The organism is Streptomyces sp. NPDC006372, from assembly GCF_040612515.1.
In the GTDB taxonomy this organism is placed as follows: domain Bacteria; phylum Actinomycetota; class Actinomycetes; order Streptomycetales; family Streptomycetaceae; genus Streptomyces.
In genome coordinates, this window is the sequence record NZ_JBEXQJ010000006.1 from 268,668 (window position 1) to 282,822 (window position 14,155).

Annotated in this window: 12 protein-coding genes and 1 CRISPR repeat array (1 of these 13 running past the window's edge); of the genes, 6 read left to right on the top strand and 6 right to left on the bottom strand. The window is 67.3% G+C overall.

Features of this window, described 5'->3' with window-relative positions; translation table 11 throughout:
• Positions 1 to 1,320: direct repeats of the CRISPR family, unit length 29 nt; unit sequence GTCCTCCCCGCCGACGCGGGGGTGTTCCG; it begins 417 nt to the left of the window's first position.
• 113 nt (positions 1,321 to 1,433) lie between these two features.
• Positions 1,434 to 2,135, bottom strand: coding sequence for a hypothetical protein (locus ABZ016_RS14010; RefSeq protein ID WP_356916818.1), 702 nt, complete (start codon positions 2,133 to 2,135; stop codon positions 1,434 to 1,436).
• A gap of 194 nt (positions 2,136 to 2,329) precedes the next feature.
• Between ABZ016_RS14010 and ABZ016_RS14015 the strand changes: the two genes are divergently transcribed.
• From ABZ016_RS14015 to ABZ016_RS14025, 3 genes are all read left to right on the top strand, one after another.
• The gene (locus tag ABZ016_RS14015; RefSeq protein ID WP_356916819.1) at positions 2,330 to 2,869 is read left to right on the top strand and encodes a winged helix-turn-helix domain-containing protein; all 540 of its coding nucleotides are present in this window, start codon (positions 2,330 to 2,332) and stop codon (positions 2,867 to 2,869) included.
• A gap of 82 nt (positions 2,870 to 2,951) precedes the next feature.
• A complete protein-coding gene (locus ABZ016_RS14020; protein ID WP_356916836.1) occupies positions 2,952 to 3,293 on the top strand; it encodes a transposase in 342 nt (113 codons plus the stop codon).
• A gap of 166 nt (positions 3,294 to 3,459) precedes the next feature.
• Positions 3,460 to 4,311: a maleylpyruvate isomerase family mycothiol-dependent enzyme gene (locus tag ABZ016_RS14025; protein WP_356916820.1), complete on the top strand. Its 852-nt coding sequence runs from the start codon at positions 3,460 to 3,462 to the stop codon at positions 4,309 to 4,311.
• Between the two features lie 533 nt (positions 4,312 to 4,844).
• Here ABZ016_RS14025 and ABZ016_RS14030 read toward each other — a convergent pair.
• From ABZ016_RS14030 to ABZ016_RS14040, 3 genes are all read right to left on the bottom strand, one after another.
• Positions 4,845 to 5,348 carry a hypothetical protein gene (locus ABZ016_RS14030; protein WP_356916821.1) on the bottom strand — a complete coding sequence of 168 codons (504 nt, stop codon included), beginning with the start codon at positions 5,346 to 5,348 and terminating at the stop codon, positions 4,845 to 4,847.
• A 31-nt stretch (positions 5,349 to 5,379) separates the two neighbouring features.
• Positions 5,380 to 6,309 (bottom strand): NucA/NucB deoxyribonuclease domain-containing protein, encoded by a 930-nt coding sequence (locus tag ABZ016_RS14035; RefSeq protein WP_356916822.1) that lies wholly within the window; start codon positions 6,307 to 6,309, stop codon positions 5,380 to 5,382.
• Between the two features lie 927 nt (positions 6,310 to 7,236).
• Positions 7,237 to 7,437 carry a hypothetical protein gene (locus tag ABZ016_RS14040; RefSeq protein ID WP_356916823.1) on the bottom strand — a complete coding sequence of 67 codons (201 nt, stop codon included), beginning with the start codon at positions 7,435 to 7,437 and terminating at the stop codon, positions 7,237 to 7,239.
• A gap of 223 nt (positions 7,438 to 7,660) precedes the next feature.
• Here ABZ016_RS14040 and ABZ016_RS14045 point away from each other — a divergent pair, with 223 nt between their 5' ends.
• Together ABZ016_RS14045 and ABZ016_RS14050 are read left to right on the top strand one after the other, a co-directional pair.
• On the top strand, positions 7,661 to 8,512 hold the full coding sequence (locus ABZ016_RS14045) for a hypothetical protein (protein WP_356916824.1): 852 nt from the start codon (positions 7,661 to 7,663) through the stop codon (positions 8,510 to 8,512).
• Complete coding sequence (locus ABZ016_RS14050) at positions 8,509 to 9,963, top strand: SsgA family sporulation/cell division regulator (RefSeq protein ID WP_356916825.1); 1,455 nt, start codon at positions 8,509 to 8,511, stop codon at positions 9,961 to 9,963. Before ABZ016_RS14045 ends, ABZ016_RS14050 begins: the two co-directional genes overlap by 4 nt.
• A gap of 98 nt (positions 9,964 to 10,061) precedes the next feature.
• On the opposite strand, the gene ABZ016_RS14055 is transcribed toward ABZ016_RS14050, so the two are convergent.
• On the bottom strand, positions 10,062 to 10,478 hold the full coding sequence (locus ABZ016_RS14055; RefSeq protein WP_356916837.1) for a helicase associated domain-containing protein: 417 nt from the start codon (positions 10,476 to 10,478) through the stop codon (positions 10,062 to 10,064).
• 139 nt (positions 10,479 to 10,617) lie between these two features.
• On the opposite strand from ABZ016_RS14055, the gene ABZ016_RS14060 reads away from it, so the two are divergent.
• Positions 10,618 to 11,127: a hypothetical protein gene (locus tag ABZ016_RS14060; protein ID WP_356916826.1), complete on the top strand. Its 510-nt coding sequence runs from the start codon at positions 10,618 to 10,620 to the stop codon at positions 11,125 to 11,127.
• An 11-nt stretch (positions 11,128 to 11,138) separates the two neighbouring features.
• On the opposite strand, the gene ABZ016_RS14065 is transcribed toward ABZ016_RS14060, so the two are convergent.
• Positions 11,139 to 13,526 carry a Helicase associated domain protein gene (locus tag ABZ016_RS14065; RefSeq protein ID WP_356916827.1) on the bottom strand — a complete coding sequence of 796 codons (2,388 nt, stop codon included), beginning with the start codon at positions 13,524 to 13,526 and terminating at the stop codon, positions 11,139 to 11,141.
• Positions 13,527 to 14,155 lie beyond the last annotated feature (629 nt).

Consider the following 14,155-nt stretch of genomic DNA (forward strand, 5'->3'; position numbering starts at 1 on the left):
ACGTCGGGTTGTCCTCCCCGCCGACGCGGGGGTGTTCCGCCGCCAGGCAGCCACGCCAGCCCGGTCTCGTTGTCCTCCCCGCCGACGCGGGGGTGTTCCGTCGAGTGTGGTCGCGGTGGCCTTCTGTACGCCGTCCTCCCCGCCGACGCGGGGGTGTTCCGGAACGCGAGGAACGCGCCCTGGGCAAGCTGGTGTCCTCCCCGCCGACGCGGGGGTGTTCCGATCGGCCGACTCACGCCGTGACGACACGACGAGTCCTCCCCGCCGACGCGGGGGTGTTCCGCTCTCCCCGCACTCGCTGCGCCACTCCTACGCGTCCTCCCCGCCGACGCGGGGGTGTTCCGCCACCGTCGTCGGCTCCACCCGGGTATCCCTGGTCCTCCCCGCCGACGCGGGGGTGTTCCGCCGGACCCTACTGAAGTCGCCGTGCCCAGCGTGTCCTCCCCGCCGACGCGGGGGTGTTCCGCCACCGTCGTCGGCTCCACCCGGGTATCCCTGGTCCTCCCCGCCGACGCGGGGGTGTTCCGCGGGACCTGCCGGCCCGGCTACGCCGCATCACGTCCTCCCCGCCGACGCGGGGGTGTTCCGACGATTTCGGCTTCGAGGGGCCCGTCGAGGGGGTCCTCCCCGCCGACGCGGGGGTGTTCCGCCGAAACCGTCGCCGACTGGAACGGCCTCCCCGTCCTCCCCGCCGACGCGGGGGTGTTCCGCCGAACCGGAAGAAGTCGCAGGCCCGGATCGAGTCCTCCCCGCCGACGCGGGGGTGTTCCGTCGCCGACGTAGCCCGTGCCCGCCGGGACGGCGTCCTCCCCGCCGACGCGGGGGTGTTCCGCCGTGCCCGTCCTGCTCGCCGTAGTGGACGTCGTCCTCCCCGCCGACGCGGGGGTGTTCCGACCATCACGCCCGAGTCGCCGTGGACGCAGAAGTCCTCCCCGCCGACGCGGGGGTGTTCCGGCCCTGAAGTCGGCCGAAGCGGAGGCCAAGACGTCCTCCCCGCCGACGCGGGGGTGTTCCGCTGCCTTCTGGCGGAGGCCTTCACCGGTGACGGTCCTCCCCGCCGACGCGGGGGTGTTCCGCTCCTTGAGAACACCTCTACTGCTACCCGCAAGTCCTCCCCGCCGACGCGGGGGTGTTCCGCTGTTCCACTTCGCGCCGCTCATGCGGACGCCGTCCTCCCCGCCGACGCGGGGGTGTTCCGCCTACGTCTACAGGGAGTTGCCGACAATCGGTGTCCTCCCCGCCGACGCGGGGGTGTTCCTACGGGGCATGACAGGGAGATCGTCACTGCGGAGTCCTTCCCGCCGACGCGGGGGTGTTCCGCCCACGACGGCATCCAGCTCCGCGGGGTGTGGCGGGCGGCGGACGTGAAGCTGGCCGAAGCGCGTGCCAACCTCTGACCGCCCCTCCCGCTGAGCACGCACCGCGGTGTGTGCTCAGCTCTTGAAGGCTTGCTCGATCCGCTCGAAGTCCTCAGGGCTGAAGTTGCCCCGGCTGATCTGCACGCTCCGGTTTTGTTTCGGCGTCACCACATTCGGATACGACGCCAGCTCCGGCACGGCGATCTTCCAGATGGCCGCGATGCGCCCGAGGACGATCACTGCATCACGGGACATAGCGCGGCGCACCAGGTGGAAGGCGAAGGACTGGGAGGGCAGCGTGTACGGGATCGGCCGCCACGACCGCGAATGGTAGCCGTGGAACTGCACGGCAAGGATCTGCCGGGCGAGTTCGTCGTGACTGTATCCCTGCCTCGTCAGGCCCTTCAGGGTCCGGGACCACCACCGGAGTCCTGGATGGTCCTTGTCGGCTTGCGTCAGGAAGTGGTTGGGGGTCCCGCCGGCGTTCGCGATGTGTTGCAGGGTTCGCTCGATCACGCCGGGCTGGGCGTAGGCGGCCGGGTCTGCGTCGCTCACGCCTGGGTTGGCCAGCAGTATGACCAGGGGCGCGTCGTGGAGGCCGACGAACGGTTCCGGCGGGAGTCTCAGGTTGAGCCGGTACGGCGCGTGCGAGGGGTGGACTTGGGTGTCGGAGAGGGCTTGCAAGTGCGGCAGGTCTTCGGGAACCGCGTACGGTGCGTTCCTGGTCGTGCGGGCCCACGGATTGAGCACCTGATCTCCCGCTATCCGCGTCGTCATGGCATGCGAGCCTACGAGCATCCTGCGAGCGGACCGTCACCGTGCCCGCCAGCCATCGGTACGGTGACGGCCGCCGCCCGAACGCGGCGGGGCCTGGGGGCGCGCCAGGCGTCCGGGCTGACTACTGAACTTGATCGGGTGATGTCGGGGCGTTCTCCTGACGCCTCTGCGGTGGTCAGATAAGCGTGGGGGTTGTGAGATATGCGCAGGGCGGCGGGCTGACCGACGCTGGGAGGGCAGCGCGGGAGCGGGTCCGGCTGAGGGCTGTGGAGCGATTCGAGCGTGGGGAGAAGAACCGGGAGGTCGCCGCCGCGCTGCGGGTGAGCGAGCGGTCCGTGGAGCGGTGGCGCCAGTCCTGGCGCGAACGCGGCGCGGCCGGTGTTGCGTCCAAGGGATCACCCGGGCGACCTCAGCTCAGTGATGTGCAAGTGGCCCGGCTGGAAGGCGAGTTGGAGCGTGGGCCGTTGACGCACGGCTGGGCGGATCAGCGGTGGACGCTGACCAGGGTGAAGACGCTGATCGGTCGCATGTTCCGCGTTTCATACACGCTCCAAGGCACGTGGAGGCTGCTGAAGCGGCACGGCTGGTCGTGGCAGCAGCCCGCCCGCCGGGCCATCGAGCGCGACGACACGGCGGTCGAGTTGTGGACGAAGGACGTCTGGCCGCGGGTAAAAGCACCGCGGCGGCGCTCGGTGCCTGGATCGTCTTCCAGGACGAGGCCGGGCAGTCGCTGACGCCGCCGCGCTCCAGGACCTGGGGACACGGGGCTGCACGCCCGTGGTGCGGGTACGCGGAAGAGGATCGGGCCGGGTGTCGATGGCGGGGATGGTCTGCTACCAGCCCGGCCGGCGCTCGCGGATGTTCTACGCAGTGCGCGAATACCGCGGCCGCCTGGGGCAGCCGAAGGGCTTCGGCTGGCGGGACCTGCGCGACCTGGTCGTGCGGGCCCGCATCCAGCTCGGCGGGCCCATCGTGCTCGTCTGGGACAACGTACGCCTCCATCTCACAGCCGGGATGCGGGAGTTCATCGCTGCGAACGCGGCCTGGCTCACCGTCTTCCAGCTGCCCGCCTACGCACCCGACCTGAACCCGCAGGAGGGAATTTGGTCGCTGGTCAAACGCGACCTCGGCAACCTCGCCGCAGCCGACCTGGCCTAGATCACCCGGGCTGTGAAGCGCAGACTCAAGCAGATCCAGTACCGGCCCGACCTGGTCGACGGCTGTCTGGCCGGCACAGGTCTGACCATGGGCGGCTGACCGGGCCCCCGTGAGGTGAAGGGGTATTCGATGGAAGACCAAGCCTCCCGGCTGCCAGGCTTTGACCATGAGCCTCCAGCCCAACGACGTATCCAACCCCTCCTGGCTGGGCAAGCCGGTCGACGCTCGCCCGCTGTTCGGGCCAGAGCTCGCGTCGCTCCTCGACGTGCTACGCGGCCTGCGGCGCAATGAGTGGAGCAGGGCTGCAGTCCCGGGCTGGACCGTCCACGATCTTGCCGCCCACATCCTCGGCGACTACCACGGCCGTCTCGGCTGGAGCACAGAGAGTCACCAGCGCACCAAGGCGGCTGGAGAGACACTGGAAGCGTTCATCCACCGGGTCAACCAGGAATGGATCGACCTCCACGCCAATCACAGCCCCGCAGAGCTCATCGAGGCCCTGGAACTGGCCGGGACCCAGGTCGCCCGTCAATTGGAGGGCACCGACCTCGGCGCAACGGGCCTGGGAGTGTCCTGGGCCGGGGCCAACCCGGCGCCCAAGTGGCTGGACATCGCCCGGGAGTTCACCGAGTACTGGACCCACCGCCAGCAGATCCGACATGCCACCGGCCAGGACACCGATCCGGAGCCCAACGCTCTGGCCACGGTCCTGGACACCTTCATGCGGGCCTTGCCCCACACACTGCGTCACACGCCCACACCCGCCGGGACACAACTCCAGGTGGTCATCGATGAGCCAGCCGTCGGCACCTGGACCGTGGCCGCCACCGCGGACCGCTGGTCACTGGCCGAAGCGCCCAGAGGCCAGCCGGCCGCATCAGTGCGGCTGGACTCAGAGACCGCCTGGCGACTCTGCACCCGCGGCATTGATCCCGATACTGCCCTTGCCCGAGCCCGCATCAGCGGAGAGCGCCAGATCGCCGAAGCCGCCTGCCAGATCGTGTCCATCGTCTACTGATGGACGCTGAGCGTCGAGGTCCACCTCCCAGGTGTGTCGCCAGCCGACACAGATGACAGACCGACATCACGCATTCAAGTTCAGTAGCCGGTCCGGGGGGCTGTCGTCCTGTTCACCCCTGGTAGAAATCCACCACAGCCCAGCCCTCCGGGGCCTGCCGCACTTCGACGCCGGGGGCGTGGACCTGGTGGACGTACGTGCCCTTGGACCATCTGGCGAGGGGGTTGGCACGGTGGTGATGATCGGCTCCTTGACGTTGTCGAACAGCACGACGGGCTCGAGAGCCGAGCCCTCGATCGAAGGCTCCCCCGCGTCCTCTCCCGGGGCTGCCATCCGATCACGGGGGACGACGGTGATGTCGCGGCTCTCCGGATCGCCGATGGCCGGGGCCACGCGCCGGCGACGGGGGGCGGGTCGGTCGGACCACCGCGTAGGCAGGGAGGACCGAGCGGCATCCTGGCGGGCCGTTGACTAAGTGTCTGCCCCGCCCACCAGTGCGTGTGGTGGGCGGGGCAGCGTGTTTGTTCCTCGTGTCAGCGGGCGCGGACTGAGGCCCCGTAGGTGTCGCTCTGGCGGAGCACCGTCACCTCTTGGGTGGGTGCTGGCCAGGCCTGGATGAGGTACCACTCGGTGACCTCGTCGGGGGCCAGGTCGATGGCGGTGTCGCGGCCGCGGGCGTGGATGCGCAGCCGGTAGTCGCCGCGACCGTTGAACGACAGGACGGGGAGTTCTTCGTCCAGGTCGTCCATGATGCCGCGGACCATGAGTTCTCCTGAGGCGGAGTGTGCTGAGATTTCGACGATCTCCTGCCAGTCGCCGTTGCCGGGCGAGGGCGGAGCCTCGTGGAGGGTAACCGTGACGTCGACGTCGCCGGTGTGGATGCCGGTCATCACCGTGATGGCGTCGTCGGCGACGCGCACCAGTCCGTTGTGCTCGCGCTCCAGAGCGGCGGCGGCCGGGCCGTCCTCGTCACTGATATCGAACTGGTGGTACTGGACGGGCACGAGTCCGTTGCCCCGATCGACCTCGTCACTCATTTCGCTGTCCTCCGCCGAGATGTGCCTGTCTCTACTTGATCCACACCAGGAACTTGTCCTTCTCGATGATGCGGTTGTACAGGTAGAAGAGGCTCAGAGCTTTGCCGCCGTCCTCGTTCTGCTTTCCGTTGATCATGCGTCGGCTGAAGTCGCCGCCACCGTACTTGGCGCCCTGCCAGGTCGACGCGAAGGGGTACTCGTCGCACTGCTGGCCCGGAGGCCGTTCCAGACTCGAAGGGCACGCAGTGTTCCTGTTGGCCTTGATCTTGGCCTTGTCGGTCAGCCGGGTCAGGTAGCGCTTGGTGCCGTGCTTGCCCGGCAGGTTTTTTGTGGTCTGCGCGTACTCGATGTGTTTGGCGAGCTCCGGGTACTCGCCGTTCTTCGCGTAGGCCATCTCCGGAATGTACGGCATCACGCACCCGGGCTTGGACGTACCTGGGAGGGCGTTGTCGCAACGCACCGGAGGCGTGGGCAGGGTGAGCTCGTTGCTGACATACGCACCCTTGGTGAACCGCCATGCAGCGGTCGCCTGCCCCTCACCCTTGTCTCCCTTGGGCGTGGTCTTGATGGTGGTGTCGAAGAAGAACTGACCGACGGCCTCCTTGCTCCCACCCATCGCCTGGGACGGGAAGGTGCTCTCGGTCACCTTGCACTTGCCCGCACACTTGACGCTGCCGTTCGCGCGGAGACCCCTGGCCGCCCCCCAGCTGGACAGCTCCATCAACTCCACCTGGTACGCCCAGGTCTTGATGTCCCGCTTGCCGTAGGCGTAGGCGCGGACGAGGTAGTCCATGCTGCCGAGCAGCTTGCCGGTGCGCACGTCGTGCACATTGAGCTTCGCGGGGAAGATGCCGCAGGCTTTGAATCGGTTGACGTACCACTTGCCGTTCGCGCCGTTGTCGTCACACCAATCCGGCGTGGGCCAGGCACCGACAGCAGCGCGGAGCTCCGCTACGGACATGCCGGTGCTCCAGGAGGCACAGGACACGGGGGCATCGTCGCCCCTCGCCATAGCCGCCTCCAGCCGCGCTTGGCATTTCGCGTCAGCATCCGCTGTGCTCTCGGCCGGGTCGGGAGCCGTGAACGGCTCCTTGGCGAGCTCTTCGCTGATGGGTGTTTCCGGCACTGGTGTCGGCTCACCTTCCAGTGCCTCAGGCACAGGAAGGGAAATGTCGTCGTCCAGTTCCTGTGAGGACTCGTCCAGATCCTCAAGTGCCGGTACGGAGTCCTCGGCGGTAGCTGCTGCATCAGCGATCGCCTGCGCTGCTCCAGCCGCAAGGCTGGAAGTCGGTGCCTCGTTTGCTTGAGCCGCGCCTAAGCAGCTAGCCAGCAGTGCGAGCGATGCAGCTCCTGCAGCCACCAGTCTGGTGGATCTCAAGTTGTACCCCCTGTGGTTGGTCTGGCAGCGCAGACTCACTGTGTTTTGGCGTGTCCACGCTGGGTCGAGGTGATCAAAGCACAAGGGGCTGACAGTGGGTGGGCGCGATTCGTCGCCACCGAGCATTTCCCGCCGCCCTGCCACGAGCCCGGTGAATCAGCGAACGCCTGCTCAAAACGGCGTGACGGCGCGCGTCTTACAGCTCCTGACGAAATGACCGTGTCGAGGCTGCGCTCGGCTCCCTCCGAAGGCCGGTGCTGGGCTGGAGGGGACAAAGCTCCTGGTCGCAGGGAGTCTCGCGCCCGTAGGGCTGCACACGTGATGGAGGAAGTCGAGTCCGACCCGGTTGTCCGCGCCGGAGATGACCGTTATCGAACGTGTGGTCGCCTTGGTCATATTTGTTAGCCGAACGGGCGGCCCTTTGCCCGCAGGAAGTGCAAAACGGGGGGTCTTGGGGGCGGCAACCGCAGAGGAGGTTGCCGCCCCCAAGACCCCCCGGGTGGGGATGGGTCAGTCGATGATGGTGTGGAAGAACAGGACGCCTGCCCCGAACCCGGCGCCAGCGGCAAGGGCTGCGGCGGGCAGCGAGTGTTGGGCGAGGTAGGTGAGTACGCCTGCGCCGATGCCGGTGAGGACGCCGAGCAGCAGGACGATGGCGCTGCGCAGGCCGAGCAGGGGCTGGGTTCCGGGCTGCTGGGTGCTCTGGGGCACTGTGAACTCCGTTTCCATTCCAGGGTTTTCACCCGTTGAGCGGGTGTGTGGTCGTGGATGCTCTAGCGGCCGACGGGGTTTCTCCCCCCGCCCGTCACGCTGTGACGTGAGTCACACAGATTTCCTGCCGGGAAGGCGAGGGGAGAGTGGCGCCCGGCGCCTATGACGTCCGCGTCAGGCTGCATACGGGCCCACGGGGGCGGCAGTGCGCAAGGGAGCGAGAGTGCCGGATGAGATGTGCCAGGGGCGTGCCCCTCATGGCCTCCTGCAGGAGGACCAAGATCTTGAGGAGCTCGACTCGGCGGGCCTGCTGAGCCTGGAGCGCACCCTCGCCGGCCCCGCCCGGGAAGACGCGGCTGACCGCGTCGCGCGCCTGGCGGCCGACGCCCGCATCGTCGACATCCTGCGGGCCGACAACTTCCAGGGCCCTCGCTTCCAGACGGCTACGGCCCGGTGGATGGGCTACGGCTGGCGCACCATCAGCAAGTGGACCAACAGCGGCGAAATCTTCGCCCGCGCCCGCCATGCAGGCCGGCCCGTCCCCGCGCACATGACCACCCCCGACTGGGACGCCGACGACCGCGCCGAGGTAGCCACCGACACCGTCATCGCCGGCCTGGACCTCTTCCTCGAGCACGGCCTGGTACGCGGTAAGTGGACCCCGGCCGGCGGAGCCAGCCTCACCACCTACTTCGTCGGCGCCTCCATCCGCTCCTTCCGCCCTGTCTACAGCCGCTGGTTCCGCGCCATGCAGAGCGGGCAAGCTGAGCTGGACCTGCCCGCCGCCGGCCGCGACGCCCCCGCCGCCGAACGGGACATCCCCGACCAGCGCGCCACCGACCCCTTCTACGCTGCAGCCACCCACGACGAAATCAAGCGCATCCTCCCGTACATCACCGATACCAAGGTCCGCAGAGGCCTTGCCTGGCGAGCGCTGGGCTACACCCAGCAGCAGGCCGCCCAGAAGGTCGGGCTGACGGAGAAGGCCCTGGAAGGCCGCATCGGCCGGCTGCGGGCCCGCATCCTGGCCGATCTGACCGACGCGGCCGACCTTGAGGAAGGGGGAGCACGATGAACGTCCCGAAGGACGAACCCATGAACAACCTCGCTGGGACGGACGACGACTTCGACGCGCTGCTCGACGCCTCCAGCCTGGGGGCCCCACACGTGATGGCAGTGACCGGTGACATCCCTGACGCCGCCCGCCGCCGCATGGCGCTGGCAGCCCGCCGACAGCAAAGAACACTCGACGACGCGGCATCGCGCAAGGAGCCCACGCAACACGATCAGGCCGACCATGTCATCGAGGCTGGCTTCGATCCGCGCACCACAGCACAGGACACTGCCACTGATCACCATCCGGCTTCGCCGGCTCTGGAGCGGCGGGGATTCCTCGTCGGGGGCGTTGGCGCCGGCAAGAGCAGCTTCCTCGCCGCCCTCGCGATGCTCCTCTGCCCCTTCGGCCCTGCACGCCATCACCCGACCGCCTCGCCACAGCTCAGCGATCGCCGCATCCGGGACCTCCGCCATCAGATGTGGAGAACACGGGAGTCCCTCACGGCACACGGCGGTTCACAGAGCCCCTTCACCGCGGACGCGGGCTTCAGCATCTGGGTGGCCCATCCCTGCCGCCTTGCCCAGAACGAACCGCAGCAGGGCGTTGCCAGCGCAGCCGATCCTCGACAGCTTTCGACGCTGCTCGCCCTGACCGGCATGAGCGAGGTCCACGGGTTTTTGACCTCGGCGCACATCGCGCCCGGGCCTGACACGGGATGCCTGCCGGACCTACGCGAGTTCGTACGGCCAGCGGCCGAGCCAGTCCCGTCACCAGCCTTGACCGCCGAGCCGATGAGCCTTGTCCTCTGCACGGCACAGCCAGCCCAACTGCAAGTCGCCCGATTCGCGGACTCCGCATACAAGAGAGCCAGAAGCGGCCTCATGCTGCCTGAAATCAAAAGGACAGCAAGCCAGCACCAACAGCTCACACCGCTGCAGCGCAGCGAACGAACCAGCCCGTCATCAACGCGACCGACTCAGCAGCCGGCAGCCCAAGCGCGCCTGTGGACCACAACGACTGAAGGCGCACGCGTACAGCGCGCCGACATGCCGATGCTGATCCACCACGAGGAACACGAAGCACTCACGCAAACGCTGCGCACCCGGTTCACCTACCGCGCCTCTGATCCCTATGCCGTCGAAGCGCGGTTCCGGGCCGAGGAAAGCGACGAGACCGTGTGGACCTTCGCCCGCGAACTACTGGTGGACGGGCTGGAACGCCGTGCTGGGCAAGGCGACGTGACCTTGTGGCCTGAGAAAACAGCATCAGGGCAAAGGCGCCTCTTCATCCGGCTCACCTCACCCGAGGGAACTGCACTGCTCTCTGCAGCCGCCGTCGACGTGCGCCTGTTCGTGGAAGCTGCAGGCTCCCTGGTGGAGTACGGAGCAGAGCACACCCACCTAGCACCCGCGCTGAACGCCCTGGAGACGGCAATAGGAGAACTAACCCGTCCAGGAACGCGCGAGTGACGACCCATCGCCTGCACCTCCCGCTGAAGAACGGGCGGAGAGCAGCTCGGGTAACGCCAAACGTTTCGCGTTACCCGAGCAAGACGGCCCGGCCGAACCTACGCCGCCGCCCAGTCGAGTCCGTGGTCGGCGAGCTGCTGGAGTTTGTCCGCGGTGAGCTTGGCGCGCCTGCTCTTGCTGTTGCTCAGAAACACCCCAAGCATCACCGAGTGCTCCTGGCCGTCGACCACGATCGTCTCTACGTGGGCCCTGGGGACCTTCACAGAGCCCGTGCGGGCCTTGTGCTGAGCCAGGAGAGCCGCGATGCCACGTTCGAAGGCTACAGAGGCGCCCTTGGCGGGCGCTTCCCACTCCGGCGGCAACGGCGTCACGCCGACCGCCTCCAGCAGTTCGCGCTGTGCGTCCTTCGGGCCCTGCCAGACGGCGTGGTGACGCTGTTTCGCCAGCCACGTCCCGAAATCCATTCCGTCGTGCACCGTGAGACCGGGATCCGCCCCGCTCTCCTCCACGAGCATCTCCCACACGGCGACGGCTTTGTGGCCAAGGCGGGCTGCGCCGTGCCGCTGGCACTGCGTAGCTACGTGTTCTCATTCCCGCCAGCGCCACCACAGTTAGGTTGGTGCCCCAGACAGTGGTCACGTGGAGGGGAACATTATGGCCTACAAGATGACCGGGGAATTCGCTGGAGCAATGGTGACGGTTATCCCGATCGTCATGCTTTTGGGTGCGGTAGAGGCTAAAACAATGACTGACAGAGTCAGGGGAGACCTGGAACGAACAGCAGCTTCACTGCTGGAAAGTGCCCGTTCTGCACAGTCACGGCAGCAGCTGGGCTTGGCGGCAATGGCAGAGTTCCGCAGGGGTTACCTATGGTCGACATGGCGTGCCTCTCTGGCGTCATTCATCTGGCTCGCCGTTGGCCTCGCTCACCTTATTGCCGAGATGAGGTTGATTCACTGGTTTGCCACGGACACCCAGTCAGATGACCCAGACCTTGCACGGTTTGTATTCCTTGTTTCATTTTCCGGATTTGCCATCACGCTCCTAAGTGTCATGATCAGACTGTGCAGTTCGTCGCCAAGTCTCCGAGCGTCACGGAGCGAGCTGCGAGAGATCATGCGAACCAAGCAAGCAACGAAGTCCGAAACTTCAGCCACCGAGTAGGAACATCCGCCTTACCCTGCTGCCCAGTCGAGTCCGAGGTCGGCGAGCTGTTGGAGTTTGTTGGGGGTGAGTTTGGCGCGTCTGGTCTTGCTGTTGCTCAGAAACACCCCGAGCCGGACTTCTGTGCCGTCTGGCAGGACTTCGGTGTGGGAGCGGCTGACGGGCCCTACGGAGCCGGTGCGGGCCTTGTACTGCGCCAGGGCCGCGATACCCCGTTCGAAGGCCCCAGAGCCGCCCTTGGGGGCCTTGGTGGGCGTCTCCTGCTCCGGTGGGAGCGGGGTGATGCCGAGTTGCTCCAGGCGCTCGCGCTGCCCGTTCTTCAGACCCGTCCAGACGGTGTGCTGCCTCTGCCGGGCCAGCCACTTCCCGATGTCCATGCCGTGGATGGTGACGCCGGGCAGGACGTCGGCTTGGTCCTCGTCGCGCAGCAGTTCCCGCAGGGCGGCGTAGTGCCGCTGCCAGTCTGTCGGCCAGGCCGGGTTCCAGTGCTCATCGATCGCTTCGAGAGCAGTCTTCCACTCGGGGTGGCCGTCCAGAGCGCCGGGCCGCCGAAGGTTGGACAGCCATTGCCCCACGGGCTTGTCCAACGCGGTCGCGGAGCGGGGCGCGCACAGCGTCCAGTGCTGCTCGTAGTAGGCCTTCGCGGCTTCCAGATTCTCTTGGAACCGCTCATCGGCGACGCTCCACACCATGCCGAGCTGCTCCAGCCGGCGGGCGCGCTGGCCGCTCATCTGCCCCGCCTGGTAGGCGCGTCGCTGTTCCGTCACCCATTGTCCAAGGGGTGTGGCTCCCTCCCGGTGGCCGTAGGGCACCCGTGCGTGGGCCTCGCGGTCGACGAACTGCTTGAGCTTGGCCCAGCCGCGTGCCCAGTCCTGCTTCTCGGTGTCGATGACGTTGAACGACACCCACTCTGCGACCATCACCGGATCACGTGGTGCCGCAAAACGGAGCAGGAGACGGGATTCTTCCTCGCCTTCCTCGGGCGGCGGGCCGATGTACTGGGACGGCTGCACGACGTCCTTCTGCGGTTCCTGTGGAATGGCGAGCAATTCCACCGCTTCTTCATCGTGAGCCCGCAGCCCTGCAAGGACTTTCACCAAGGGCCGATATGACCCGGAGGTGAACATGTCCTCGGGTTGTTCTCCGGGTTGGAGAAAGACGGGGACGATCAGAGAAGCGAGTTTCCCTTGTCCGGGCTTTTGCCGCAGGGCGCGGCCGATGGCCTGGACGATGTCGTGGGGCGCGCCTTTCGGATCGAGCAGGGCGACGGAGTCCACGGCCCGGATGTCGACGCCCTCGCCCAGGACGCGGCAGTTGGACAGCACGGCCCGCTGCGCGGTGGTCCCGAAGCCAGCCAGGACCTCCCGCCGGCGCTCGGGAGCGTGCTCGCCGCACAGCCAGTCGGCCCAGATCCGCTTCGGGTACTTCTCCGGCTCATTGGCGTGCAGCTTGGCGGCGACGCGCTCCAAGCCTTCCGCGTAGGCCTGGGCCTCTATCGTCCGGTGGTGGAAGGTGATGCAGGTCTGGAGCCCGTGCTGCGCCATAGTGTGCAGGAGGGCGGCCTGGAGGGCTCCGAGGCGCTGCCCGCGCACTTCCTCGCTGTACCGTTCCTTGCTCTTTAGCCGCTCGGGCGTGACAACGGGGTCCTGGAGCTCCAGGACGATGATCTGGTACCGCGCCAGCAACCCGCGCGAGACAGCGGATGCCAGGGACAGCTTGTACAGGACGGGACCGAAGATCGTCTCGTCGTCCATGGAGGCCGCCATCTCCTCCGGCAGCGGATCCCGCACCCCTTCCGCGACCTCCCGGTTGGGCCGTTCCTCCCAGATCCGCGGCGTGGCAGTGAGGTACAGCCTGCGGTGGGCGGGGATGACGGTCTGGTCGTGGATGTCCGCCCAGGCCTTCCCCATCGAGCCCGACGTGCGGTGGGCTTCATCAACCACCGCGAGGTCTACTGGATCAAGCTTCTGGCCGTAGGCACCCTCGAACGCCTCGGCCAGCACGCCCAGCGAGGCGTAGGTCGCGTAGATGGTGACCGGCCCGGAGCCGTGCCACAGCGCCAGCTGCACGGGATTCGTCGTCGCCCGCACCTTCAGGTTCCACAGCTCGGGGTCGTCCTGGAGCGAGCACACCGCCACGGCCGGCCCCTTGTGTCCGGCGTCGTGCCACGCCTTCACCGTCTGCGCCAGCAGGTCCAGCGTCGGCACCAGCACGAGTACGCGCCCCTTGGGGACAATCCGCTTCGCCGACGCGGCAGCAATGATGGTCTTTCCCGTGCCGCACGCGGCGTGTACCTGTCCGCGGAGGCCGTTCAAGGGAATGCCGCCGGGCGGGATGTCGAATCCGCGCACGATGGCGTCAACGGCCTCGATTTGGTGGTCACGCAGTTTCACGGCCATTCCCGTGTTCTCCTTTTCGCGGAATGTGGCGCGTAGTCAGAAAGGGGAGTCCCGGTGGGGGTGAGGGTCCGGGGGGTGTGCTGTCTGGTCCCAGACTCTACACAGTGCATCAGCGTGATGCATCCTTCTTGTGGGAGGTTGGTTCGTCGGGGTGATGTCTTGCCAGTTGAGGCTTGATGGCTGCGGGTTGGGGTGTATGCTGGTGTGCGTTGTTGGGGGATGGCGGTAGGCAGTGCGGGTGTTGGGGTTTGGGTGGAGCGCAGCGGAACCCGTCACCTGTATCGGGGCTGATGGCCCTGAGACCCGAGTGATTGTCAACTCCCGTCTGGGGGTGGTGGCCTGTTCTCCCAGTGGCTACACAGTTGCGCGAGTGATGCACCCTCCCTCCTCGCTGCCCGGCGAAGCCGGTTGGGCGGGAGCGCAGCGGACGCCCTGTCAATTCCCGCGCAGCGGGAATTGATTCACTTTCCTGGATTCCCGCGCAGCGGGAATTTGAAAGACGCGAAGCGGCTTTCTAGAATTCGCGAAGCGAATTCTTTTCGTTTCTGCGGGCGCAGCCCGCAGGGACCCGCTCCGCGGGAATCCAGGAAAGTGAATCAATTCCCGCTGCGCGGGAATTGACAGGGCGT